At 39.8% G+C, this 24621-nt stretch carries 27 protein-coding genes and 1 riboswitch; all 27 genes read right to left on the reverse strand.

From position 1 onward, the window contains the following. Complete coding sequence (gene xseB, locus NSQ62_RS13160) at window positions 1–225, reverse strand: exodeoxyribonuclease VII small subunit (RefSeq protein ID WP_341320593.1); 225 nt, start codon at window positions 223–225, stop codon at window positions 1–3. Further along, window positions 222–1577: an exodeoxyribonuclease VII large subunit gene (gene xseA / locus NSQ62_RS13165; RefSeq protein WP_341320594.1), complete on the reverse strand. Its 1356-nt coding sequence runs from the start codon at window positions 1575–1577 to the stop codon at window positions 222–224. The genes xseB and xseA overlap by 4 nt, the downstream gene beginning before the upstream one ends. A 95-nt stretch (window positions 1578–1672) precedes the next feature. After that, window positions 1673–2536 carry a bifunctional methylenetetrahydrofolate dehydrogenase/methenyltetrahydrofolate cyclohydrolase FolD gene (folD, locus tag NSQ62_RS13170; protein WP_341320595.1) on the reverse strand — a complete coding sequence of 288 codons (864 nt, stop codon included), beginning with the start codon at window positions 2534–2536 and terminating at the stop codon, window positions 1673–1675. A 145-nt stretch (window positions 2537–2681) separates the two neighbouring features. Beyond that, window positions 2682–3068 carry a transcription antitermination factor NusB gene (gene nusB, locus NSQ62_RS13175; protein ID WP_341323935.1) on the reverse strand — a complete coding sequence of 129 codons (387 nt, stop codon included), beginning with the start codon at window positions 3066–3068 and terminating at the stop codon, window positions 2682–2684. A gap of 260 nt (window positions 3069–3328) precedes the next feature. Next, window positions 3329–3595, reverse strand: a complete 267-nt coding sequence (locus tag NSQ62_RS13180) for an aminopeptidase (protein WP_341320596.1) — start codon at window positions 3593–3595, stop codon at window positions 3329–3331. A gap of 73 nt (window positions 3596–3668) precedes the next feature. After that, complete coding sequence (glpK, locus tag NSQ62_RS13185; protein WP_341320597.1) at window positions 3669–5159, reverse strand: glycerol kinase GlpK; 1491 nt, start codon at window positions 5157–5159, stop codon at window positions 3669–3671. Next, window positions 5159–5959 carry an MIP/aquaporin family protein gene (locus NSQ62_RS13190; RefSeq protein ID WP_341320598.1) on the reverse strand — a complete coding sequence of 267 codons (801 nt, stop codon included), beginning with the start codon at window positions 5957–5959 and terminating at the stop codon, window positions 5159–5161. Before NSQ62_RS13190 ends, glpK begins: the two co-directional genes overlap by 1 nt. 19 nt (window positions 5960–5978) lie before the next feature. Further along, a complete protein-coding gene (locus NSQ62_RS13195; protein ID WP_341320599.1) occupies window positions 5979–7613 on the reverse strand; it encodes an FAD-dependent oxidoreductase in 1635 nt (544 codons plus the stop codon). A gap of 129 nt (window positions 7614–7742) precedes the next feature. Next, the gene (locus NSQ62_RS13200) at window positions 7743–8144 is read right to left on the reverse strand and encodes an Asp23/Gls24 family envelope stress response protein (protein ID WP_341320600.1); all 402 of its coding nucleotides are present in this window, start codon (window positions 8142–8144) and stop codon (window positions 7743–7745) included. A gap of 125 nt (window positions 8145–8269) precedes the next feature. Further along, window positions 8270–9349: a mechanosensitive ion channel family protein gene (locus NSQ62_RS13205; protein ID WP_341323936.1), complete on the reverse strand. Its 1080-nt coding sequence runs from the start codon at window positions 9347–9349 to the stop codon at window positions 8270–8272. A 69-nt stretch (window positions 9350–9418) separates the two neighbouring features. Further along, complete coding sequence (locus tag NSQ62_RS13210; RefSeq protein WP_341320601.1) at window positions 9419–9652, reverse strand: hypothetical protein; 234 nt, start codon at window positions 9650–9652, stop codon at window positions 9419–9421. A 40-nt stretch (window positions 9653–9692) separates the two neighbouring features. Further along, the gene (locus tag NSQ62_RS13215; protein ID WP_341320602.1) at window positions 9693–10994 is read right to left on the reverse strand and encodes an NCS2 family permease; all 1302 of its coding nucleotides are present in this window, start codon (window positions 10992–10994) and stop codon (window positions 9693–9695) included. Between the two features lie 400 nt (window positions 10995–11394). Beyond that, window positions 11395–12111, reverse strand: coding sequence for a hypothetical protein (locus NSQ62_RS13220; RefSeq protein WP_341320603.1), 717 nt, complete (start codon window positions 12109–12111; stop codon window positions 11395–11397). Between the two features lie 82 nt (window positions 12112–12193). Continuing rightward, a riboswitch (cyclic di-GMP riboswitch) is annotated at window positions 12194–12279 on the reverse strand. A 207-nt stretch (window positions 12280–12486) separates the two neighbouring features. Continuing rightward, window positions 12487–13851, reverse strand: coding sequence for an acetyl-CoA carboxylase biotin carboxylase subunit (gene accC, locus NSQ62_RS13225; RefSeq protein ID WP_341320604.1), 1365 nt, complete (start codon window positions 13849–13851; stop codon window positions 12487–12489). Between the two features lie 18 nt (window positions 13852–13869). Continuing rightward, window positions 13870–14358 carry an acetyl-CoA carboxylase biotin carboxyl carrier protein gene (gene accB, locus NSQ62_RS13230; RefSeq protein ID WP_341320605.1) on the reverse strand — a complete coding sequence of 163 codons (489 nt, stop codon included), beginning with the start codon at window positions 14356–14358 and terminating at the stop codon, window positions 13870–13872. Between the two features lie 193 nt (window positions 14359–14551). Further along, window positions 14552–15091, reverse strand: a complete 540-nt coding sequence (locus tag NSQ62_RS13235) for a SpoIIIAH-like family protein (protein ID WP_341320606.1) — start codon at window positions 15089–15091, stop codon at window positions 14552–14554. Beyond that, window positions 15088–15474: a hypothetical protein gene (locus NSQ62_RS13240; RefSeq protein ID WP_341320607.1), complete on the reverse strand. Its 387-nt coding sequence runs from the start codon at window positions 15472–15474 to the stop codon at window positions 15088–15090. The genes NSQ62_RS13235 and NSQ62_RS13240 overlap by 4 nt, the downstream gene beginning before the upstream one ends. A gap of 54 nt (window positions 15475–15528) precedes the next feature. Next, window positions 15529–15663 (reverse strand): hypothetical protein, encoded by a 135-nt coding sequence (locus tag NSQ62_RS13245; RefSeq protein WP_341320608.1) that lies wholly within the window; start codon window positions 15661–15663, stop codon window positions 15529–15531. 3 nt (window positions 15664–15666) lie between these two features. Continuing rightward, window positions 15667–16578: a stage III sporulation protein AE gene (locus NSQ62_RS13250; RefSeq protein ID WP_341320609.1), complete on the reverse strand. Its 912-nt coding sequence runs from the start codon at window positions 16576–16578 to the stop codon at window positions 15667–15669. Window positions 16579–16954: 376 nt separating this feature from the next. Further along, window positions 16955–17164 carry a stage III sporulation protein AC gene (locus tag NSQ62_RS13255; RefSeq protein WP_341320610.1) on the reverse strand — a complete coding sequence of 70 codons (210 nt, stop codon included), beginning with the start codon at window positions 17162–17164 and terminating at the stop codon, window positions 16955–16957. Between the two features lie 106 nt (window positions 17165–17270). Next, window positions 17271–18272 carry a nitronate monooxygenase gene (locus tag NSQ62_RS13260; RefSeq protein WP_341320611.1) on the reverse strand — a complete coding sequence of 334 codons (1002 nt, stop codon included), beginning with the start codon at window positions 18270–18272 and terminating at the stop codon, window positions 17271–17273. Window positions 18273–18353: 81 nt separating this feature from the next. Continuing rightward, window positions 18354–19175, reverse strand: coding sequence for an ABC transporter permease (locus NSQ62_RS13265; RefSeq protein ID WP_341320612.1), 822 nt, complete (start codon window positions 19173–19175; stop codon window positions 18354–18356). 15 nt (window positions 19176–19190) lie between these two features. After that, entirely contained in the window at window positions 19191–20132 is a 942-nt protein-coding gene (locus NSQ62_RS13270) for an ABC transporter permease (protein ID WP_341320613.1), read from the reverse strand. Between the two features lie 17 nt (window positions 20133–20149). Beyond that, window positions 20150–21670: an ABC transporter substrate-binding protein gene (locus tag NSQ62_RS13275; RefSeq protein WP_341320614.1), complete on the reverse strand. Its 1521-nt coding sequence runs from the start codon at window positions 21668–21670 to the stop codon at window positions 20150–20152. An 11-nt stretch (window positions 21671–21681) separates the two neighbouring features. Further along, on the reverse strand, window positions 21682–22644 hold the full coding sequence (locus NSQ62_RS13280) for a P1 family peptidase (RefSeq protein WP_341320615.1): 963 nt from the start codon (window positions 22642–22644) through the stop codon (window positions 21682–21684). Next, window positions 22637–23623 carry a dipeptide ABC transporter ATP-binding protein gene (locus NSQ62_RS13285; protein WP_341320616.1) on the reverse strand — a complete coding sequence of 329 codons (987 nt, stop codon included), beginning with the start codon at window positions 23621–23623 and terminating at the stop codon, window positions 22637–22639. The genes NSQ62_RS13280 and NSQ62_RS13285 overlap by 8 nt, the downstream gene beginning before the upstream one ends. Further along, window positions 23613–24620 (reverse strand): ABC transporter ATP-binding protein, encoded by a 1008-nt coding sequence (locus NSQ62_RS13290; RefSeq protein WP_341320617.1) that lies wholly within the window; start codon window positions 24618–24620, stop codon window positions 23613–23615. Before NSQ62_RS13290 ends, NSQ62_RS13285 begins: the two co-directional genes overlap by 11 nt. Window position 24621: the final 1 nt, after the last annotated feature.

The following is a 24621-nucleotide window of genomic DNA, read 5'->3' on the forward strand; positions in this document are numbered from 1 at the left end:
CTATTCTCCATTTCCTTGTTGGAACGGTTGCTTTTCCCCATCTTCTCCAACGATTGAAATTAACTGTTGTTCTGCATTTTGTAGTGTGTCATGGCAAAGCTTTGACAGCTCCATCCCTTTTTTATAAAGATCGATGGCTTGTTCTAATGGCACATCGCCTTGCTCTAGCTTACGCACGACTTCTTCTAGTTCCGTCATGGCTGTTGCAAATGTTGGTTTTGTCATTTTGCTTTCCCTTCCTTCTGTACATGTGTCTTGATAATTTTCGCTTCAGCAAAACCATCTTGGAATGTCATATTGACAACATCCCCTTTTTCCAACTCATGTACTGATTTTACTACGTTTTCATCTTTATATGCTACGCTAAACCCTTTACTCATTAAGTTTAGTGGGTTTAACGCCTCTAGCATGCGCAATTGATTTTGAAACGCTAATTGGTTTTGCGCGAATGTTTGTTTCATTGTGCGATGCAATTGATTATTTGTGTGCATTAGTTGCTGTTTCGCTGCATGTAATTGATGCTTCGGCGAATACTGTTTCAGTTTGCTATCGATTTTCTGTAATGCCGTTTGCTGATTTAACATAAAAAGCTTCGTTGCATTTTGCAAACTTGTGTCAACTTGTGCGAGCCTTTCTATAAAAGGACGATATAATCGCTCAGGTGTTGCAAGTGGATACGAATTTTGTAATTTTGTTAAACGCGTTCGCTCAAAATTCAAGCGGGACGTCATCACTTGGTGCATAAATGTTTGCCTTTGCAGGAGTTGACCAATCAGCTCCTGCTGGTTTGGTACCGCTAATTCTGCAGCTGCAGTAGGTGTTGGTGCGCGTAAATCCGCAACGAAATCGGCAATTGTTGTATCGGTTTCATGCCCGACCGCGCTAATAATCGGAATACGGCTTTCAAAAATCGCCCGTGCGACAATTTCTTCATTAAATGCCCATAAATCCTCAATCGAACCACCACCACGCCCAACGATTAATACATCACAAAGCGCCTGATGATTGGCTAAATAAATATTTTCTGTAATATTCGCCGCCGCACCTGCTCCTTGCACAAGCGTTGGATAGATTAAAATCTCCGCTTGTGGGTAACGACGGTTAATTGTCGTACATATATCACGAATTGCCGCACCTGTTGTCGCGGTTAATACACCAATCGTTTTTGGGTACTGCGGGATTGGTTGTTTTAGATTCGGATTAAATAAACCTTCTTTTTGTAAGCGCTCTTTTAATTGGTTAAAGGCAACAAACAACCCACCAATTCCGTCTGGCTCCATCGTTTGTGCGTACAATTGATAAGCGCCACTCGCTTCATACACATTGACATCCCCACGAATAAACACTTTCATGCCTTCCTCGGGTTTGAACGTTAATTTGGTTGCTTGATTACGAAACATAGTTGCGTTAATGCGCGAGCTATCGTCCTTTAACGTAAAATAAATATGGCCAGAGCTATGAATTTTTACGTTGGATAGTTCCCCGGTTACATAAACATCACGTAAATGCGGATCGGCGTCAAATTTTCGTTTTATATATTTCGTTAAGGCTTTAACTGATAAATAGTTAGAAGACATGTGCGCATCACTCCTTACGTGTCGTAAATTAATGTTTTTATAAGCTAAAAATCACGATTTTGATCTACATCAAAATCGTGATTTTTGAAGTTAGATTATTTCGCTTTACGTTCTAACTCTTTTTCAGCTGCTTGTACGGTGTTTTCTAATAACATGGTAATTGTCATTGGCCCAACGCCACCTGGCACTGGTGTAATATGTGAAGCAAGTTCACTCACTTCACCAAAGTTTACATCGCCAACAAGCTTGTTGTTTTCGTCACGGTTAATCCCGACATCAATGACAACGGCACCTGCTTTCACGTGCTCTTTTGTAATGAAGTTTGGACGACCTACAGCAGCGATTAAAATATCCGCTTGCTTTGTGAATGATGGTAAATCTGGTGTTTTTGAGTGTGTATATGTAACGGTTGCATCTTTTTGCAGTAACAGTTGTCCCATTGGTTTACCCACAATGTGGCTACGTCCAACGATAACAGCGTGCTTTCCTGCAACGTCGATTCCTGAGTGTTCTAATAATTTCATGACCCCATAAGGTGTACATGGCAAGTATGTATCTTGTCCTAGCATCATTTTCCCTACACTTACTGGTGAGAAACCGTCCACGTCTTTTTCCGGAGAAATTGCTTGGATCACTTCATCTTCATTAATGTGTTTTGGTAATGGGAGCTGTACAAGGATACCGTGAATATCACTGCGCGTGTTTAATTCACGAATTTGATGTAGTAAATCTTGTTCTGAAATATCTTCTGGTAATTTTATTAACTCTGAGAACATGCCGATTTGCTCACAAGACTTTTGCTTGTTTGCTACGTATGTTTTTGAAGCTGGGTTTTCACCCACTAAAATAACTGCTAAGCCTGGTGTTACACCATTTGCTTTTAAAGATGCTACACGAGTTGCGACTGCCCCTCGAATTTCTTGACCGATTTCTTTACCATTAATAATTACACTTGACATGTTGTTACTCCTTCCAGTGATCACGACAATGTGGAAGGCTGTCATCCATTGAAAATCAGATACGTATGCAGTTTGCGATGGTGACAACCGTTCCAACTAAATCTTTATATATTGTAAATCTTTATAGACTGTAATACATTGATTTTTATTGCTCAGTAAATTTCGAAAGTACACCATTGACGAATTTGCTTGATTTTTCATCACCATACGTTTTGCAAAGCTCGATTGCCTCGTTCATTACAACTCGGTTTGGTGTGTCTTCTTCATGCAGTAATTCGTACACTGCTAAACGTAAAACCGTTCTCTCAATTTTAGGTAGACGGCTAAGCGTCCAGTTTTCTAAATTTTGTTCTAGCGCTGCGTCAATTTCCACTAGGTTTTCAGTTGTCCCACGAACTAATTTGTTTAAATAAGCATCTGACTCTTGTTCTTCCTCTAGAACGTGGCCAATCGCTTCTTCAAACGAAAGTTCTGTGCTGTCTAACTGAAACAAAGCTTGGAACGCTTTTTGGCGCGCTTCAGATCGTTTCATCACTATTAAAGCTCTCCTTCGTAAGTAGCATTAGTTCCTATCATAGCATATTTTCGTTGTCGTAGCACAGTTTGCACGAAAAATTTTAGCCACTAAATAAGAATTGGTTTTTCTGCTATAAAAAGCAGTCATTTGCGATAAAAATGCGTCATGTTTGAAATTGTCGCACATCTCAAATGATTGGTATTTAAATTTCCCCACATAAAAACGACCTCTCAAACAAGAGATCGTTTTCATGTAACCTATTTTGTCTCGATGAATTAATTATTTTGAAGCGGGATCACAATCGTACCTGTTTCGCGCTTCCCATCAGTTGTTTCAGGAAATTCGAATAGGTACGTAATTTCAGTTGCTTTTTCTTTTAAGACAACAAATTGAAATTGGCGTACATTGTGTAGGAAATATTTAATGTCTTGCATCGCCATTAGTTCTCCTGCTGCCTCGTAATGAGCTAACGCTTGTTCGAAATACGTGTTAATTAACTGCATATCTTGCTCGTTCGCAATGCGAATAAAATCTTTACTCATAATGTCCAAAACTCCTCAACTAGATTGCGTTTATTATAGCATAAAAGTGATTAGACATTAACGTGCTTTGCATTTATTTAAACACCTGAGCTGCTTTAACTGCTTTTTTCCAGCCTTCGAATAATTGCTCACGCTTTTCTTCGTCCATTTTCGGTTCGAACTTTCGATCCAACTGCCAATGCTTTTGGACTTCCTCAAGATTCTCCCAAAAACCAACTGCTAACCCCGCTAAATAAGCTGCCCCAAGTGCCGTTGTTTCGTTAACGGCTGGGCGTTCCACTGGCACATGTAAAATGTCTGATTGGAACTGCATTAAAAAATCATTCATGACCGCGCCACCATCCACGCGTAATGTTTTTAGGTCGATATTCGAATCAGACTCCATTGCCGTCAGCACGTCACGCGTTTGATACGCGAGTGATTCGAGTGTTGCACGGATGAAATGCTCTTTTGATGTACCGCGTGTTAAACCAAATACTGCACCGCGCACTTCACTATCCCAATACGGTGTACCCAGACCGACAAAGGCTGGCACAACATAGACCCCATCTGCATCATCGACACGGCTTGCATACGCTTCACTTTCTGATGATTTTCTAAACATTCGCAAACCATCACGTAGCCACTGAATCGCAGAACCCGCGACAAAAATACTTCCTTCAAGTGCATACGTGACTTTCCCGTCGTAGCCCCAAGCAATCGTTGTGAGGAGCCCATGTTCAGATTTAACGGCCTCTTCACCTGTATTCATCAGCATAAAGCAGCCCGTACCGTACGTATTTTTCACCATGCCCTGTTCATAGCAAGCCTGACCGAAAAGGGCAGCTTGCTGATCGCCAGCAATGCCTGCAATCGGAACTTGATGGCCAAAGAAATGCTTGCCCGCAATTTCACCGTAAATTTCCGATGATGGACGCACTTCTGGTAGCATAGAAGCTGGGACTGTTAATAGTTCCAGTAATTCCTCATCCCACTTTAATTCATGGATATTATACATAAGTGTTCGTGACGCATTTGAATAATCGGTTACATGAACGGCACCTTCTGTTAGTTGCCAAATAATCCATGTATCAATTGTTCCAAATAATAAGTCCCCGTTTTCCGCTTTTTCACGTGCGCCTTCGACATTATCTAAAATCCACTTTACCTTTGTCCCAGAAAAGTAAGCGTCAATAAGGAGCCCTGTTTTGTCACGGAATAAATCATTATGTCCCGCTTCTTTTAATTCATTACATATGTCCATCGTTTGACGAGACTGCCAAACGATTGCGTTGTAAACCGGTTCACCAGTGTTTTTATCCCACACAACGGTTGTTTCACGCTGATTCGTAATGCCAATTCCTTCGATTTGCGTTGCTTTTAAATTATTTTCTGACAGTACTTTTGCAATAACTGATAAAATCGAGCTCCAAATTTCCTTAGGATTGTGCTCTACCCATCCAGATTTCGGGAAGTATTGTTTGAATTCTTGCTGTGCCACATACGCGACATCACCTTTTTTGTTAAATAATATCGCGCGTGAACTCGTTGTTCCTTGATCTAATGCCATAATAAATTTTTCCATTAAGCTATCCCCTTTTTTGATTGTGTTATTTGTCCTCCTATTAATATCGCAGCAACTACAACTGCACAAATCCAAAACGCCAGACTATTTTCCTGTAAGAAAAACTGTTTATACACTAAAGCACCAAAAACCGCTCCGATAATTGGACCAACAATCGGTACCCATGCATACGACCAATCTGAATCACGTTTTCGTGGTATCGGCAATATAAAGTGTGCAATACGTGGGCCTAAATCGCGTGCAGGGTTAATAGCATAACCCGTTGGACCACCTAAACTCATCCCGATAGCAATAATAAGTAGACCGACAAGTATTGGATTAATCCCGTCAGCCAACACGTTTCCGCCTAGTGCTAAAATACCAAGTAACAACACAAATGTCCCTATCATCTCTGTTATAAGATTAGATAATGGGTGGCGAATTGCAGGTGCTGTTGAAAATACAGCTAGCTTCAAATCTGCATTATCAGTTTTCGCCCAGTGTGGTAAATACGCAAAGTATACAATGATTGCACCTAAAATCGCTCCTAGTAATTGTGCCAGTATATACATCGGCACCTGAGCCCATTCAAAATTACCGATCGTTGCCATTGCAATAGTCAGAGCTGGATTTAAATGTGCTCCGCTCACACCTCCCACTGCATAAGCTGCCATTGCAACCCCTAAGCCCCACGCAATAGTAATAACAACCCAACCACCATTTTCAGCTTTAGAAGATTTTAACAAAGACCCAGCGACAACTCCACCACCAAAAATAATCAAAATCATCGTTCCAATTAATTCAGCTAAAAAGGCAGACATCCAAAACCTCCTCTTTCCTTTATGTTGTGACTTGCCGTATTTCCATCTCTAATTGTTCTGTGTACTTCAACTTTTGTTCCGTTGTCCAGTTAAGATATTGCTCCATTTCATCGATAACTAACTTTTTATGCTGCTTAACAAAATCGATGTTAAAATATAATGCCCCGGTTCTACGTACAAAGAAGTCAAGTGGCGTACTTGCAGCTTCCTCGTTCATTGCGTAATATAACTGCCCGTACACAATTGGGGGCAAGCTACCATTTGCCTTAGAAACATAATCGAATATTTCATCTACATTCGTACCATAAAATCTCGCAACAAATTTGCTTTCCTCTGCTGTTAAGCCGTATTGTTGTCCAAGCTTGGTACGCTTCTCTACAAAATCCCCGAAAAATTTTGAGCCACTAATATCTCCACCTGAAATCGGTAGGCGCTTTGTAATCGATGAACCAAACTGTGTACCAAATTCTTTGTTCAATTGTTCAACGACTATATCTATGATTTTTTCCGCCATTTTTCGGTAACCTGTTAATTTCCCGCCAGCAATTGTAATTAATCCATCATCCGTTCGCCAAATCTCATCCTTACGTGAAATCTCAGAAGGTTCCTTTCCCTGCTCATGAATAAGTGGGCGTACCCCCGCCCAACCAGATTCGATATGTGCCTCTGTCAAATGTAGACTCGGGAACATAAAGCGAATTGCATCCAGTAAGTACGTTCGGTCCTTAGCTGTGATTGTTATATCCTTCGGGTCCCCTTCATAAAAAGTATCTGTAGTGCCGACGTACGTTTTTCCATCACGCGGAATCGCAAAGATCATACGCCCGTCCTCTGTATCAAAATAAATCGCTTGCTTTAATGGAAAATCCGCAGCATCAAATACGAGGTGTACACCTTTAGATAAAATTAAATGCTTATCTCCTAATGCCCCGTTCAATTTGCGAACATCATCTACCCAGGGACCTGTAGCATTGACGACCTTTTTTGCCATCACCACGTAAACTTCACCCGTTAGTTGATCTTCCACCGTTACTTCCATAAATGCTAATTTTCCTACCTTTATGCCTACTACCTTCAAATAATTTTGAGCTATGGCCCCACGTGCAACCGCTGCTTTAATGACCTCAATTGTTAAGCGTGCATCATCCGTACGGTATTCTACATAAATGCCACCACCAAGTAACCCATCCTGCTTTACAAGTGGCTCACGTTCCGACGTCTCTTCAGCCGATAACATAAAGCGTCGTTCATCGCGCTTAACACCTGCTAAAATGTCATAAATCTTTAACCCCACTGACGTTGAAATCGATCCAAATGTGCCACCTTTATGGAACGGTAAAAGCATCCATACAGGTGTGGTCACATGCGGTCCATTTTCGTACACAATGGCACGCTCACGTCCAAGCTCTGCCACTTCCTTAATTTCAAACTGCTTCAAATAGCGTAATCCACCATGCACTAATTTTGTTGACCTGCTACTCGTCCCCGCTGCAAAGTCCTGCATCTCTGCAAGCCCCACATTCAATCCGCGTGTCACCGCATCAAGTGCAATTCCTGCACCTGTAATACCCCCACCAATTACAAATAAATCAAGCGTCTCTTCTTTTAATGCACTATTTCTTTCTTTGCGCGATGCTGCTGAAAAAATCACCATCTTTTTTCCTCCTAACCAAGTAAGACTATTATTTCTATACCCCTAACATATGTATAGAAACTAAACGTTTATATCAAAAAAAATCCTATTTCGTATGAAAACGAAATAGGATTTCTCAAATAAATGATTTTATTCAGCTGTTGCTGTTTCGAATTGAATGCCTGTTACGTGAATATTTACTTCACTTGTTTCAATTGCTGTCATATTTAAAAGCGCTTGGCGAATTGTTGTTTGAACTTCTTTTGCCACTTTTGGAATCGCATAGCCGTATTTCACTGTGCAAAATACATCAATTACGATATTGCCTTCTTCAGACATCGCTGATTTAATGCCTTTAGAATGTACCTTTTTACCAAAACGTTCCACAACACCTGTTGTGAAGTTCCCGCGCGTTGCTGCAACACCCTCAACCTCAGTTGCCGCGATACCAGCGATGACTTCGATTACTTCTGGTGCTACTTCAATTTTACCTAACTCTTCTTTACCAACGGGTGTTGGCTGCACGAATGCTACTGGTTGTTTTTCTGCCATGTTCAAAACATCCTCTCTTATGTAAACTAATCATTCAAGGCTTACAGTTACCTAAGCCAAGTATACTACAATTCAACACTGCTTGTCGTTGGGAACAACACTTTTTTGAAAAAACATGTACCCAATCAATCATTCCATACAAATTGTCCCTGCCCTGGATCGACTTGCACAATTCCATTCTCATCACATATATGTTTCGCAACAAATAGAATATCTTGGCGTACTTGAAGCATGACTTCGGTATCGTTGGTCTTAACAAAATAACGAATGAGCACTCGACAAGCACTCGGACGTATTTCATCAACCGCTACATGAATAATCTCTTTTAATGTTTTTGGATGCAGGGCGATTTGTTCGCGTAACGTCTCCACAAACTGAACAATTTTCTCTTCGCTATTGGCCGTTGATAAAAACAAATTAAGCTCGACTTTCCGCTGTGTACGCTTGGATAAGTTATAAATAGGGCGATTAACTAAGTACGAGTTCGGCACATAAACGAGCCCCTTATCTGACGTTTGAATAAGCGTGCTGCGTAAGTTAATATCTTCAATTGTCCCATCGATCTTTTCATCTCCGGTCATGACCCAATCCCCAATTTGAAACGGCTTATCAAGCGCGACACTCATACCACTAAATATATGCGCGAGTGTGTCACGTATACCAAATGCCAGCGCTACTCCGGTTAAACCAATCGCTGTAAAAAAGCCATTTAAATTAAAATTCCACAGGGAAGCAATCGTAAATAGCGCAATCACCATCACCATCACTTTACTCATCCGTAGGAAAAATGGGGTTAATACATCCTGATCTTTCCCGGTTTCAAAACGCCCTGGGTTTTCTAGATAAAAGCTGAGCACGTCATGCAATGCTTTAAATGCAAAGTAGACATAAACGGAATCAACGATAACACTCGTTCGTTTAAGTTCAAATAATCGCACTTCTAGTAATAATGTACACGCGATAATAAGCACCGAAAATAGGAGTGCATTGCGTAGTGATGGATATATACTTTTTACGATATCACTCATCACCGGGTGTTGACGTTTCTCTAGCATTGATGCCAGTTTAAATACTATTTTTTTAATTATAAATTGAATAACCGCAATTCCTACAATGACAATTGCCAAAGCAGCAAATCCATCCGTCCATGTTGGCGGCTGAACGGTTGGAATGAGCCACTTAATCGAATCCCACAAGCTGTTCACCTTCTCTTTAAATATAACGAAAAAAATCATATCATGGTTCGATTCATTTTGACTACCAATTGCGCACCGCTATTCGTATGCTGTCAATATTTTTGACAGTTGTTCAAACTTTTCAGGATACGTTTCAGTCGATAATAAATCCGTTTTATCGCCCTCACTTTGGAAATTAAAGCGTCCATCGTCATAAATCGCAACAAAATTAGTCGCTTCACCATTTTCTAACATTTGCCAAATTAGGAGGATTTCCGCAACCCCTTTATCCTTATACGGGGGAAAGGAAATGAAAGTTTCACGTTTTGACACGAAAAAACCACCCAAGGAAACTTCCCCTGAGCGGTATCGATTAATGTGGCATATAAACCAGTTGTAGAACAAATAAAACTGCGAAAATATATACTAATGGGTGCACATCACGCGCACGGCCTTTAAAAATCATCACCAATGGATAACTGATAAAACCAAGTGCAATCCCCGTTGAAATACTTGATGTTAATGGCATGGATAAAATAACTAAGAACGCCGGGAAGGCATCTTCAATATCATCCCATTTCATGTTCTTTACAACACCGATCATTAAACTACCTACGATAATTAACGCTGGTGCTGTAATCGCTGCAACGCCTGATAATGAACCAACTAATGGTCCAAAGAATGAAGCAATGATAAATAATAGCGCAACTGTTAATGATGTTAAACCTGTACGACCACCTACTGCAACACCAGAACCTGATTCTAAATAGGCTGTTGATGGGCTCGTACCAAACATTGCACCAAATGTAGTCGCAAGTGAATCCGAAATTAACGCCTTACGCGCACGTGGTAATTTTCCGTCCTTCATTAGTCCTGCTTGTTTGGCAACACCAATCATCGTACCAGTTGTATCGAATAAGGTTACTAAAATGAACGAGAATACCACACCGTATAGGCCGTATTCAATAACTTCACGAATAGCATCTATTGGATTGAAAACTAATACGCCTTCTGGTAAATGGGGTAAGGCAACGACTTTATCAATCGTTAATTGACCTGTAAGCATGGCAATAATCGCTGTGACAATCATCCCAATAAAAATGGCCCCATTTATTTTTCGTGTCATTAGCCCAACTGTTACAAATAAGCCGATAAATGTAAGCAATGTCGCTGGTTCTGTAATATTCCCAAATGCCACTAAGTTCGAATCATTGGCAACAACGATTCCTGACATACGCAAGCCAATAAAGGCAATGAATAAACCAATACCTGCTGTAATGGCTAATTTTAAGTTTTCTGGAATCGCCGTAATTAATTTTTCACGGAACGGCGTTAAACTAATCAGTATAAATAATAAACCTGCTACAAACACCGCTGAGAAGGCTGTTAAGTAAGTAATTTCTCCATTTGAAGCTAATACGACTGTATACGTGAAGTACGCATTTAACCCCATTCCTGGTGCTACGGCGATTGGATAGTTTGCACAGAGTGCCATCCAGCCGGTACCGATTACTGCGGCAATAATTGTGGCCATAAATACTTGATCAATTGGCACACCCGCATCTGCTAATATAATTGGATTGACGATGATGACATATGCCATTGTTAAAAACGTAGTTAAACCCGCAAATAACTCACGCTTTACCGTTGTGCCGTTTTCTTTTAATTGAAACATGTACATTCCTTCTTTCAAAACACGAACATTATTTAATAACTTAATTATAATATTCGTTTTTATAGCGAAATGCAATGATTTTATTAGGAATCATAAAAAGTTATAATTTTTATTTTAATCAGATTTTTCTATATATATTCACTATCTCACTATATAATAGCGATTCCCCCTTTGCATTAATACGTAAATATCCTTCTCTTCTAGGAATTCGCGTTAAACTTTACTTATTTGACTGTTTCTATAAACCTTCTTTTTGCACGAAAACACAAAACAGCCACGCTAGTAGCAATACAAAATGTATACCACTAGGAGGCTGTTTTGAAATTGGATAACGCTTTTGAATAACTATTTTAACTAATCTACTATCTAAATAACAGATTTCATTAAAAAGTATTTTGTATTAAGCAAGCTCTTTCGTAATAATATAAATGCCATCCGCCATACTTTCAGGTATCATTTCTAGATTTTCATTATCCTTATATGTATGAACAATATACTCACCATCAACCGTAATATACTTCGTTAAACCATGATATTTTTCCAATACGCGCATCGACTTCGGATTCGTTGCCTCTGCTAAAATCATTTTAATATCATTTTTTCTAGCCTGTGCGTGCAACAGATTGCCTAATTGTTGGACAACCTCTTGGCGATTATTAGGCGCACCTATACCAAGTAAAAATAAATGCAATACTTCCCCATCTTCTAAATCCTTACCAAAACGCGCTTTGTAATCAATTAAAAAACGCTCATCAATATCTTCCAGTACTTCCACAACCGTATTCATATTCGAAAATGAGCCTTCAAATTCCGGGAACTCTCCGATGACAAATGCATTGGAATCGCCTACCAAAGCCCCTACTACATTACGATTTTCATCTAACGCAATTGCACAATAGCCTTGCATCACATTTTCTTCAATGTATCCCTTCGTAAACGCATAAAAATCATCATAAGGAAGCTGTAGCGCATAACCAATAATCGGTTCTTGAATCCACATATCCCCAACTTGAACACCTAAAAATGTGTCCACTAAGCATGCCGTTGCCTTTTCAATTAAATCTGTGTCTTGCTGGCGAATAATCTCATATGTATACACTAATGTTTCTGTTTGCATAAAATACCCTCAACTTGTCATTTGAATTTTCTTGTTGCACTTTTTACTTGCCGAAAAAAATGATAGCCAAAAAACATTTTATCTTGGTAACTCGACGATCTTAGTTCATTCAACCTTAGACTCGTAGCTTTGCGTCCTTACCTTTCAATAAGTTTGCCTTTATCATTTACAGAATAACTAAAAATTCACATATAATAGGACCTATAGGCCAACAAGAATATAAGAAAGAGCGTTTTAATTAAGAGGAAATAGAATCGTACCTAGTAACCCTTACTTACTATCAATAGTCATAAACTACCTCTTTAACAATGAATGAATACACAATAAACCCCTAACAGCTTGTGGCTGCTAGGGGTTATGAAATACGTATAGTAATTACGCCTTTACATTCACACCTAAAATATCATTCTCTTCTAGGAATTTCGTGTTGAATTTCGCTGATTGGAATACATCGTTGTTCATCAGTGCTTGGTGGAAAGGAATTGTTGTGTTAATTCCCGGACCTGCTACTTCGAACTCAGATAATGCGCGGTTCATTTTTGCGATAGCTTCTTCACGTGTATCTGCGTGTACGATTAATTTTGCGACCATTGAATCGTAGTATGGTGGGATTGTATAACCTGCATATACTGCAGAGTCAACACGTACACCGTAACCACCAGGAACAACGTAAGTGTCTACAGTACCAGCTGAAGGCATAAAGTTCTTGTATGCGTTTTCAGCGTTAATACGGCACTCGATTGCCCAACCGTTGATTTTAATATCTTCTTGTTTGAATGGTAATTCAGCACCAGAAGCGATTTTTAATTGTTGTTGTACAAGGTCAACACCCGTAATCATTTCTGTTACAGGGTGCTCTACTTGGATACGTGTGTTCATTTCCATGAAGTAGAATTTATCTTCTTGGTAATCATAGATGAACTCGATCGTACCAGCACCTTCGTAATTACAAGCTTTCGCTGCTTTCACTGCTGCTTCACCCATCTCAGCACGACGCTCTTCAGATAATGCTGGAGATGGTGCTTCTTCTACAAGCTTTTGCATACGGCGTTGTACCGTACAGTCACGCTCACCTAAGTGCACAACATTGCCATGACCATCTGCTAATACTTGGATTTCACAGTGACGGAAGTACTCGATAAATTTCTCTAAGTAAACACCAGGGTTACCGAATGCCGCTGCTGCTTCTTTTTGTGTAATATCGATACCTTTTACAAGCTCTTCTTCTGAACGTGCCACGCGGATCCCTTTACCGCCACCACCAGCTGTTGCTTTAATGATGACTGGGTAACCGATTTTCGCTGCCCATTCTTTACCTGTTTCGATATCTGGCACAATACCAGTACCTGGAACTAAAGGTACGTTTGCCGCTTCCATTGTGTCACGAGCAACGTCTTTAATCCCCATAATTTTAATCGCGTCCGATGAAGGACCGATGAATTTAATACCTGCGTTTTCACAAGCTTCAGCAAATGCTGCGTTTTCCGCTAAGAAACCGTAACCAGGGTGAATGCCATCCACACCTGTTTTTTGCGCTACGCCTAAAACGGCTGGGAAGCTTAAATAAGAGTCTTTTGATAATTTTGGACCGATGCAATACGCTTCGTCAGCTAATTTCACATGCAACGCATCTGCGTCAGCTTCAGAATATACTGCTACCGTTTGAATACCTAGCTCTTTACAAGCACGAATAATACGTACTGCAATTTCGCCTCGGTTTGCGATTAATACTTTTTTCATTGGTATGTGCGCTCCTTATTATTCAGCTTTTACTAAGAATAAAGGTTGACCATATTCTACTAATTGGCCATCTTTTACTAAAATTTCTACGATTTCGCCTTTAATTTCAGCTTCGATTTCATTGAATAATTTCATTGCTTCTACGATACAAACGATTGACTCGTCGCCTACTTTATCGCCTACTGCTACGAAAGCTGGTGATTCAGGGTTTGGAGACTGATAGAATGTACCAACCATTGGAGATGTGATTTTATGTAGTTCTGTTGTATCTCCTACTGTTGCTGTTGGAGCTGGTGCCACTTCTGCTTTTGGTGCTGCTGGTGCTGCTACTGGAGCTTGAACTGGAGCTGGTGCTGCTTCAACTGCTTTTTTAGGAGCTACAACTTCCGTAACGCCATTTTTCTTTTTAAGTTTAACTTTTGCGCCATCTGCTTCGTACACGAACTCGTCAATTGAAGACGCGTCTACTAATTTGATAATTTCACGGATTTCTTGAACTTTGAACATTCTTAACTCTCCCTTTTAAAAAGTAATAATGAATACAAAAACTATTTTATAATTTTTCCGACTATTTTGAAATACTTATTTTTATTTTATAGAAAAATTCGTATAAAACACAACATTTCTATGTTAAAACAATGAATTTTCAACGAAACTGCTATATAACACATACAAATTATTGTATAATTATAGAAAATTTTTAATTAAAAGGCTCGGTGTTAACGGTTACATTTACATTATCATCCATTTCAGTGCGTACAATGTAGACAATATCATTTGCTTGCTGTTTGGATACGATTTCATCTGACATGACCGTGACCGCGATTTTTTGTTCGTCAATTCGGACAAGTGCATCCGGATAGCCGAGTGATCGAATGAGCATCTCCAACATTGCTTCTGATGATTCTAATTTAATCAATTCCTCCATTTCATTAAATGCAGTATTTTTTTCCTCAGGTGTTAACTGGGCAGAAGCGATTTTTTGCGTTAATTGCTCGCGTAGCTGACTTCGTTTATTACCTTGCTCTAAACGTACTTGCTGAAACATTTCACTTTCTGACGTTACGGTTTGTGACCCATCCTGACTTACTCCTAGTATTTCCGCTTCATCCAGCGTATTATTCGTAAAAATAGCAAGTAAATTCGGTGTATTTTTATCTTCAACTATAAAATAGACAGAAATTACTGCCACTAAACTCGCTAAAGTTAAGAACCAGACTGTTCGTTTTTTTACTTTCATTTCGCTTCCTCCTTAGGTTGCATCGCCACGACTTGAATACGATGCATTGGTATTTGCAGTACGTTTCCTACCGTCTTCTTTAATAACAGCTGCACCTTCACATCATTTGCTCCCTGTGCCACAACCATGACACCCGTAATTGATTGTTGTTGTGTAACAGCTAAAAATTGTTGCTGTTTTTGCTGTTCATAATGAAAATAGACGAATACTTGTCCAACTCCTTCCATTTCACTTAGTATTTTTGCGAGCTGCTGTTCTGACGTGTCTGTCCGATCTGTCTGCTGCGAAAAATTCATGCTGAAGAAAATCACAATCCCAATAAGAAACATGACACCTATAAATAAAGGACGACTTGCTTTTGGTTTATCCACATTTGTAAGCAACTACGCCCCCTTACTTCAGCTAATTCATCATAATGTATGAAGCGCTTCACTGTTTTATGCTAAAAGTGAAGCAATCGATGTTGTCAAAAGAAGATATAACGCTAACTTGACATATGCTTGCCATTCCTTTTCTTCAACAAAAATTAATAAGCTACTCCCAAGCAAAACAAATAAAAACAATTCAACCATGCGCTATGAGCTCCCTCCAATGGACATCTGAGTAAAAAAGATACACAGCAAGACAATAAATACAATCGCAAATCCTAATAAGCCACTAATGGCACAAGCTACGAATAACGTTTTTCCTACATCATCAAAAAGCGAACTGATTCTCGCATTGGTAAAGGGTTCAATGACGGCTCCAATGAATTTAAAGGTAAGTGCATGTACTAATAAAATTGCCGCTGGTGCAAATGCTGCGCTAAATACGACTGCTAAAAAAGAGACGCCAATAAAAGTAGAAACAAGCGATTGTGATTTTTGAAAAAATGAGAGCCCTTCTACAATTAGATTGCCAATCAGCGGGATATTTTGTTCAATCAGCTTTTTTATAGGGGATTTAACTGCATCGTTAATTTGGATAAGTGCAGCACCGGAAAAGGTTAGAATAGAAGTCAGGGCGACAACAGACGCAATGATAAAGCTAAGAATCGAGCTGCGTATTAACTCCGAAGCTTTGGCAAATGAAATGGCCGGGAAAATTTTTGTCGCCACATCAAGGAGTAGCGCCAGAATTAATGAAGGAATAAGTAGCTTCGTTGCCACAAATAATAAAAATTGGATAATCAATATCACAATTGGATTCCACGCAAGCAATGTAAAGACGGACTGCATCGTCAGTAGCATGAGTGACAAAATCGGAATGACGGCGACGAAAAAGTGTTGTAAGAGCGAAATGAGTTCATACAGTACAACAAACGCCTCAATAACAGGCTGTGCAAAACTCACAATAAATAGCAGAACAAACAACTGTTCAATTAATGCAGCTTCATTTGGTACGATCGCTACAAACAATAAATAGAGCCCGATATAAACCATGCTCATTAGGAGTAAGTGCGAAATCGATTGAAGTGGTGTTGCAAAAAGTTGCAAAAACGTCTCCATCACGACAGCCTTTCCAATAATCGAAGTATTGTTTGAAAAGGTAGAACGAGTTGATTCACCCAATACACTACAATGGTTAAGCGCACCGAGAGTGTAACAAGCACGGCATATGCTTCATATTCCAATTGTTCGAGTAATGCGCAAAAGACTTCTTTACATAAAAATAACAGCGCCGTATACAAAAGCCCTTTACTATAGGGAACGTTTTGAAATAATGTCGCTAGCTGTTGCCAGAGCGGAAATAATTGCGTGCGCACGATAAATTGCAGCAAAATAAAAAAGAAAATGATAACAATTATCGGATGAAGCTTGTCAAATAATTGCTGTATAAATAGCAGCAGCACGAGCAATAAAACAGAGGCAAATAGCGTGACCATTAGTTAATTGCCATTAACCATTGGAAAAATAGCGCGATTTCTTGAAAAAATAGCTTTAAGAAACGTAGCAGCTCAAGCGTCATGTACAAATAGGCAACGAAAAATAAAAAATAGGAAAATTCCTTTTTACCAAGCTGTTCAAAAAATAGATGCAACAGGGCGATGACGATGCCGACTCCTGCAACGCGCAGCACATCTTGTAATTCCATTTTTGCGCGCCTCCTTTACGACAAACTATATGCAAAAGTCTGCTTTTTAAGCACAAAAAAACTGTATGAAAAGGTTTCGTCTTTTCATACAGCTTCTAGAAATGGATTAAAGCATACTATCGATAATATCCTGTACAGATGCTTCTCTTGCTAAATAACCGTTCTCACCCATCCATAATGATAAATATTCTGGCTTGTTTTGAATCGCACTTTCTTTGCGTATATGTAACGTTAAATAATGTTGAATTGGATAAGGCGCAACTTTTGCATCCTTTAATTCTTCGGTAAATTTATTTTTGATGCCTCGCGCAAATTTACCTGTAAATGCTTTTGAAAGCGTTGTTGATTCCTGCTCTGATGTTAAGATAGCATTTTTATGCACTTGACTCGCCTTGCATTCATATGTTGTCATTAACGCTGTGCCAATTTGGACAAAATCTGCACCTAACGTAAACATATGATCTGCGTGCTCTTTGTTCATAATGCCACCAGCTGCAATAATTGGAATTATTAATTGCTCTTTTGCTGTTTTCACAAGCTCAGCTGTTGAAACTAACACAAGCTCTTGTGTAAATGAGCCACGATGTCCCCCGGCTTCGCTTCCCTGTACAACAACTGCATCAAAACCTGCCGCTTGTACGGCAAGTGCTTCATCAATCGTTGTTGCCGTGCCGATTAAAAATACACCTTCATTTTTTAAACGATTCATTACTTCCTCAGATGGGATACCAAATGTAAAGGAAACAATTTTTACACCTTCGTCTAAAATCGCTTGGATTTGGCCTTCAAATACTTCTGTTGAAACAACCCGTTGCGTATCAGGAATACCTAAATCCTCATAAATCGGCTGTAATGCTGCACGCGCATCCTGTAGCACACCTATGTCAATTCGAGGCTCTTCTTGTATAAATAAATTCACGCTAAAAGGCTTATCGGTAAGCGCTTTTACCGCTTGAATAAATTTTTGAGTTTCAGCACCATTTAAATACCCTGCACCAACAGAACCTAACGCACCTGCTTCACAGCATGCTGCGACAAATGATGGTGTCGTAATCCCGGCCATTGGGGCTTGAATAATTTTATGCTGTAACGTATAACCTGTCGTCATCTGATTTCCACCTTTACTATATGTAAATATTATTATGCGTTCATTATAGCAATGTCTGGAGAATTTACAAATATAATACAACTACTGTTTTGATCGTGGATCTAATAAATCACGCACAGCATTACTTAGCATGTATAACCCTAATACCATAAACGTAATCGCAATCCCTGGCGCATATACATACCATGGTGCACTCGTCAAATAAGACTGTGAATCTTTTAGCATTCGCCCCCAACTAGGATCCGGTGGCTGAACACCAAGTCCTAAATAGCTAAGGGCAGCTTCCGCTAACATCGCAGTAGCAAATGTAATCGTCGCCGCTACAATAATTTGAGAGGAAATATTCGGCAAAATATGACGAAACATAATGCGTGGAGCTTTTGCGCCAATTAACTTTGCCGCTAATACATATTCCGCTTCACGATGTTGCACGAAGCCACTCCGTACGATACGAGCGATGCTTGGTATCGCAATGACACCGAGTGCGATAGACGTATTCACAATACCAGGACCAAAGATAGCTACGAGCATTAATGCTAAAATGATGCCGGGAAACGCCATAAGCGCATCTAAAATACGACTTAATACTTCGTCAGTCCAACCACCAAAATAACCGGCAATACCACCAATTAACACTCCAAATGTTACCCCGATAGAAACTGTTATCACACCTACTAAAAAGGCTGTTTGTGTCCCTTTCATAATCCGACTAAAAATATCACGACCGAATTCATCTGTACCAAACCAATATGTGCCGTTCGGTGCTAGTAACTTTTGTGCAATATTCATTGCCGTCACATCATGAGGCGTGTAAAAAAAGCTTATAATCATAATTAGTAATAACCCACCAACAATAACCGAGCCGATGAGCAAATTGAAATTTTTCAATAGTTTAGTAACCAACCTTGCTCACCACCTTTAGCGAATTCGAATTCGTGGATCGATAACAGAATATAAAATATCAATGATAAAATTAATCGTTACAACTGCAATCGTAATATACATGACGATCCCTTGTACGAGTGGAAAATCACGGTTATTAATCGCCGTCACTAATAGCTGCCCTACACCTGGAATTGAAAATACCTGCTCAACAATAATCGTTCCTGCCATTACCTCTGCTGTAATTAATCCGAAAACGGTTAAAATCGGTATCATTGCATTTTTTAATACATGCTTGTACATAACGGTGCGTTCTACAATACCTTTACTGCGAATTGTCCGAACATAGTCAAGGCGGATTTGTTCTAAAATCGACGTACGGACGTAGCGGAAATTAATCGCTATTTGTGGAATCGCAATGGTAATCGCAGGCAATAACAACGTGCTTAAAGCCCCTGTAATACTTATGGACCAAGGTATGTAGCCACTAATTTTGAAAAAATCAACATTCATAGCGACATAAATAATAAGCATCATCCCTAGCCAAAATGAAGGAATAGCCATCCCAATTTGCGTTGCAGTTGATAGCGTTAAATCACTTAATTTATTTTGGCGACGTGCAGCAAACATCCCAAGTGGAAGTGACACGACACATACGATGAAAAGCGTAATTGTTGCTAATGAAAGTGTAACTGGTAGTCGATCGAGCATTAAATCCATTACTGGCATTGAAAACCGAATCGAATTTCCTAAATCCCCTGTAAAAAGTCCTGTCATCCAATCAAAATATTGCACATATAGCGGGCGGTCCAAGCCTAGCTCAGACCGCAAGTTTTCAATTTGTGCAGGATCCGCCTCTGTGCCAAGCATTGTTAACACGGGGTCTCCAGGTAAAATTTGAAACACGCCAAATGTAATAAACGATACAAAAATAACAGTAACAATTAAGAGGACGAAGCGGCGTAGTAAATAGTACATTACGCTTCAACCCTTTCTTAATTTGACATTTTCACTTCAGACATATCATGGAACCAGAATGGATACGATTTTAAACCTGATACCGCTTTATCTGTGCCCCAAATTACTTGGTAGTCTGCAATATAAACAGCCGCTGCTTCCTCTGTTAAAATGCTTTGTGCCTGCTTGAAGTACTCTACTTGCTTATCTGGATCCGTTTCAAGTAATACTTCACTCATCGCTTTATCAAAGTTTGCATTGTTGAATCGGAAGAAGTTTTCACCATCGTTCGTTGAAATGTAATCATTTAAAATTTCATAAGCAGATGGGCGACCTGTTAAATCGATAGCCGTCATTTCATAGTCACGACCGAAATACACACGCTCTAACCAAATACCCCATTCGACTACTTCAATTTCAACATTAATACCGATTGCCTTTAAATTTTCAACGACAATTTGTGCAATGTTTCCATATATTGCGTTGTGAGATGATACCGTAATTTTTGTTGAGAAGCCATCCGCATAACCTGCTTCTGCTAGGAGCGATTTCGCCTTTTCAACATCAAATTGCCAAACGTCTACAAGCTTCTCATCATGGTATTTACCCATAGCTGGACTCATATTTGAGCCAAGTTTCACCGCTTGCCCGTTAAATACAGAGCTTATAATATCGTCTTTATTAATCGCCATTGCAATCGCTTGACGTACTTTCACATTATTAAACGGTTCTTTCTCTTCATTAAATGTAACAACTAACGATGAGTTATTTTGCTGTTTCGTCGTATTAAATTCATCCGTTACTTCATCCATACGCGCCCAAGGTACACCTGTTAAATCAACTTCATTTGCAAGTAACGCCATAATCGCCGCTTGATCATCTGATTGGAAGTTAAACGTTACTTTATTTAAATACGGTAAACCGTCACGCCAGTAGTCTTCATTTTTCTTCAGCACTAAATTCATACCTGGAGCATATTTCTCATATGCGAAGGGCCCTGTACCGATTGGGTTTTCATTATGTTTGCCATCATTTGTAGCAGGTACAATACCTGATGTTAATGCTGTTAGTGCATATAAGAAGTTTGAATTCGGCTCTTTTAATGTAAATTTAAATGTCTTATCGTCCACAACTTCTGTTGAAACGACATTATCAAAATTATTTTTCATTTTCTCTCCACCGTTTGTACCCATTAAACGATCAAACGTATATTTCACATCATCCACCGTTAAATCTGAACCATCATGGAATTTCACACCTTGTCGAATCGTAAATGTGTACTCTAACCCATCATCCGATACTTCATACTTTTCTGCTAACGCTTCTCGCAACGAGCCGTCAGTATTTGGAGCCATTAATCCTTCAAACATATTTAAAATCATTTGGAATGAAATCGACGCAGTTGCTTTATGTGGATCTAAAAAATCTGGATCATCATTTACACGCACGATAATTTCTTGCGCATCATCCCCTGAAGAGCTACTGTTTGTATTATCAGAACACGCTGCTAATACAGCAGCAACTAACACCATTAAAAACAATAGAGCATATTTTTTCATTGAAATGCCTCCTATTTTCGGATACTTTCATAACTCTCAACATTTGCTAAACGCTTAGAACCTTTCACTGCACAAACGATTGCTTGCTCCATTGCTTCAATAGCAAACTGCCCTAAATAATCAAGTGGATATTGCTTTTCTCCTGTTCCTAGTACAAAAATCGTATCCCCATCAAACATTGTATGCACTGGGTAAATAGTATGAGCAAGTGCATTATGCGTCAGCTGTGCAAGCTTTTTCGCTTCTGCTTTTGTCAACTTTGCATTGATGGCAACAGCACCAATTGTCGTATTAGCACCTGGCGTTGTTTGGACGTTTGCATTTTGCTTTAGTAAAGTGCAGCTATCCAGCCATTCCCCCGACGCATGATTGCGACTCCCTGCGATTGTTTCATTTGTTATAGGATCCTTTACATCTCCAACAGCATTGACCGCAACAATTGCACCCACAACTAAGTCATTCTCGCCTTGAATAGAGCTCGAGCCTAATCCCCCTTTCATAAAGTGTGCGATACCAGCCAATTTCCCAACAGTCGCGCCATAGCCAACGCCTACATTGCCATTGTCAAAAGGACCAGTCATGGCACCTTGTGCAGCTTCATAACCCATTTCTTTTGTCGCGAATGCGGTCGAGCTACCAATCAGTAAGTCAAAAATAACTGCTCCTGGTACGATGGGTATAGTTGCCACCTCAACAAATAAGCCAATTTGCTGTTCCGCCAAATATTTCATCACACCTGAAGCTGCTTCCAATCCGAAGGCACTACCACCTGCTAATGTAATCGCATGTACTTTTTCTACTCCGTTAATGGGATCAAGCGCATCAGTTTCACGCGTACCTGGTGCAGAACCACGCACATCCACACCGCAAACAGCTCCATCCTTCGCTACAATGACTGTACAACCTGTCACACCCTGTTCATCAACGGCATGCCCGACTGTAATCCCTGCTACATCGGTTATGTTGTTATACATCCGTTACTCCCTCCTCGTATAAAAAACAAGCGACTTGCTGCGCATCTGAACCTTGAAGAACCGGCTTCTGTTGCTGGCATTGCGGCATTACATGAGGACATCGCGTATGAAATACACAACCGATTGGCGGATTCATCAGATTAGGTAAATCTCCTTTTAAAGGAATTGTCTCTCGCTTTTTTGTGAAATCTATTACTGGAATGGCTTGAAGCAACGCCTTCGTGTAAGGATGCTTTGGTGTAGCAAATATGTTTTCCTTTTCACCGATTTCAACGATATTTCCTAAATACATGACTGCTACTCGGTCGCTAATATGCTTCACGACACTTAAATCATGCGAAATAAATAAATACGTTAAATCAAATTCTTCCTGCAAATCCATCATTAAGTTCAGTACTTGTGATTGAACCGATACATCGAGTGCCGAAACAGGCTCATCACCAATAATAAACGCTGGATTAATCGCAAGTGCTCTTGCAATCCCAATGCGTTGCCGCTGTCCACCTGAAAATTCATGCGGAAACTTATCGGCTGCATCTGCACGCATACCTACTTTTTCAAGAATTGTTAAGACGTGCTTTTGCCGCTCCTCTTTTGACATTGATAATTGAAGCTTCATTGGCTCTTGTAATATATCACCGACTCGCATGCGTGGATTAAGGGATGAAAACGGATCTTGGAACACCATCTGCATCGCGTTTCGGTATTTTTGTAACTTGCTTCCTTTTAGCTTCGTAATAGGCGTATTGCGATAATAAATTTCTCCGCTCGTCGGCTCTGTTAACTTCAAAATTGTACGCCCAAGCGTTGATTTACCGGAGCCTGATTCTCCTACTACACCGAGTGTCTCCCCTTTATAAATAACGAGTGAAATATTATCGACTGCTTTGACAACCTTTTTCTCCTCCTTCAAACTTTTTCGTTTTACAGGAAAATGTGTTTTCAAATTTTTCACTTCAATTAATATTTCACGCGTCATAAGCAGTCACTTCCTTTTCTTTATATAAATGACAACGCACCATCTGACCATCTCCAAAAATTTTTTCAGAAGGTATCATGCGCTCACAAATATCCATCGCATACTGACAGCGAGGGGCAAAGCGACAGCCAGCTGGGAAGTTTAAAGGAGACGGTACGGTGCCTGGAATTGTAGGCAATCGTCGCTCGTTCGTTGCAATTGATGGCATCGTTTGAAGCAGTGCCGTCGTATAAGGATGTTTCGGTTCAGTAAATATTCGTTCTACCGGGCCAGACTCAACAATTTGACCCGCATACATGATCATCACCCGATCTGCTGTTTCTGCTACAACGCCCATATCATGCGTAATAAACAAAATGGATGAACCGTGTTCTTCTTTCATTTTCAGCATTAATCGTAAAATTTGCGCTTGAACCGTTACATCGAGTGCAGTCGTAGGTTCATCCGCTAATAATAGTTTCGGATTGTTAGCCATTGCCATCGCAATCATAACGCGCTGCCTCATCCCCCCTGATAATTGGTGCGGATATTCATGAATTACTTTTTCGGCATTCGCTATGCCCACTTCCTTTAACATCAATAATGCGATGGCAAAAGCCTGCTTTTTATCCACTTGTTGATGTCGGCGAATTCCTTCAACTAGCTGACTACTAATTTTAAAGACTGGATCAAGAGACGTCATCGGTTCTTGAAATATCATCGACATTTCATTGCCACGTACACTGCTCATATCATCTAGCTTCATTTGTAATAAATCTTTGCCATTCAACAAAATTTCCCCAGATGTAATGCGACCAGGCGGCATTTGTAAAAGGCGCATAATGGCAAGCGATGTCACACTTTTACCACTGCCTGATTCGCCTACAAGTGCCAACGTCTCCCCTTCAAATACTTGAAAGCTAACCGCTTCGACAACATTCGCTTGCTTACCGTTTGCCAAATCAAACGATATCGATAAATTAGCGACTTGTAATACAGCTTTTTTGTGCTCGGTCATC

It is taken from the genome of Solibacillus sp. FSL H8-0523 (genome assembly GCF_038051985.1).
Classification (GTDB): domain Bacteria; phylum Bacillota; class Bacilli; order Bacillales_A; family Planococcaceae; genus Solibacillus.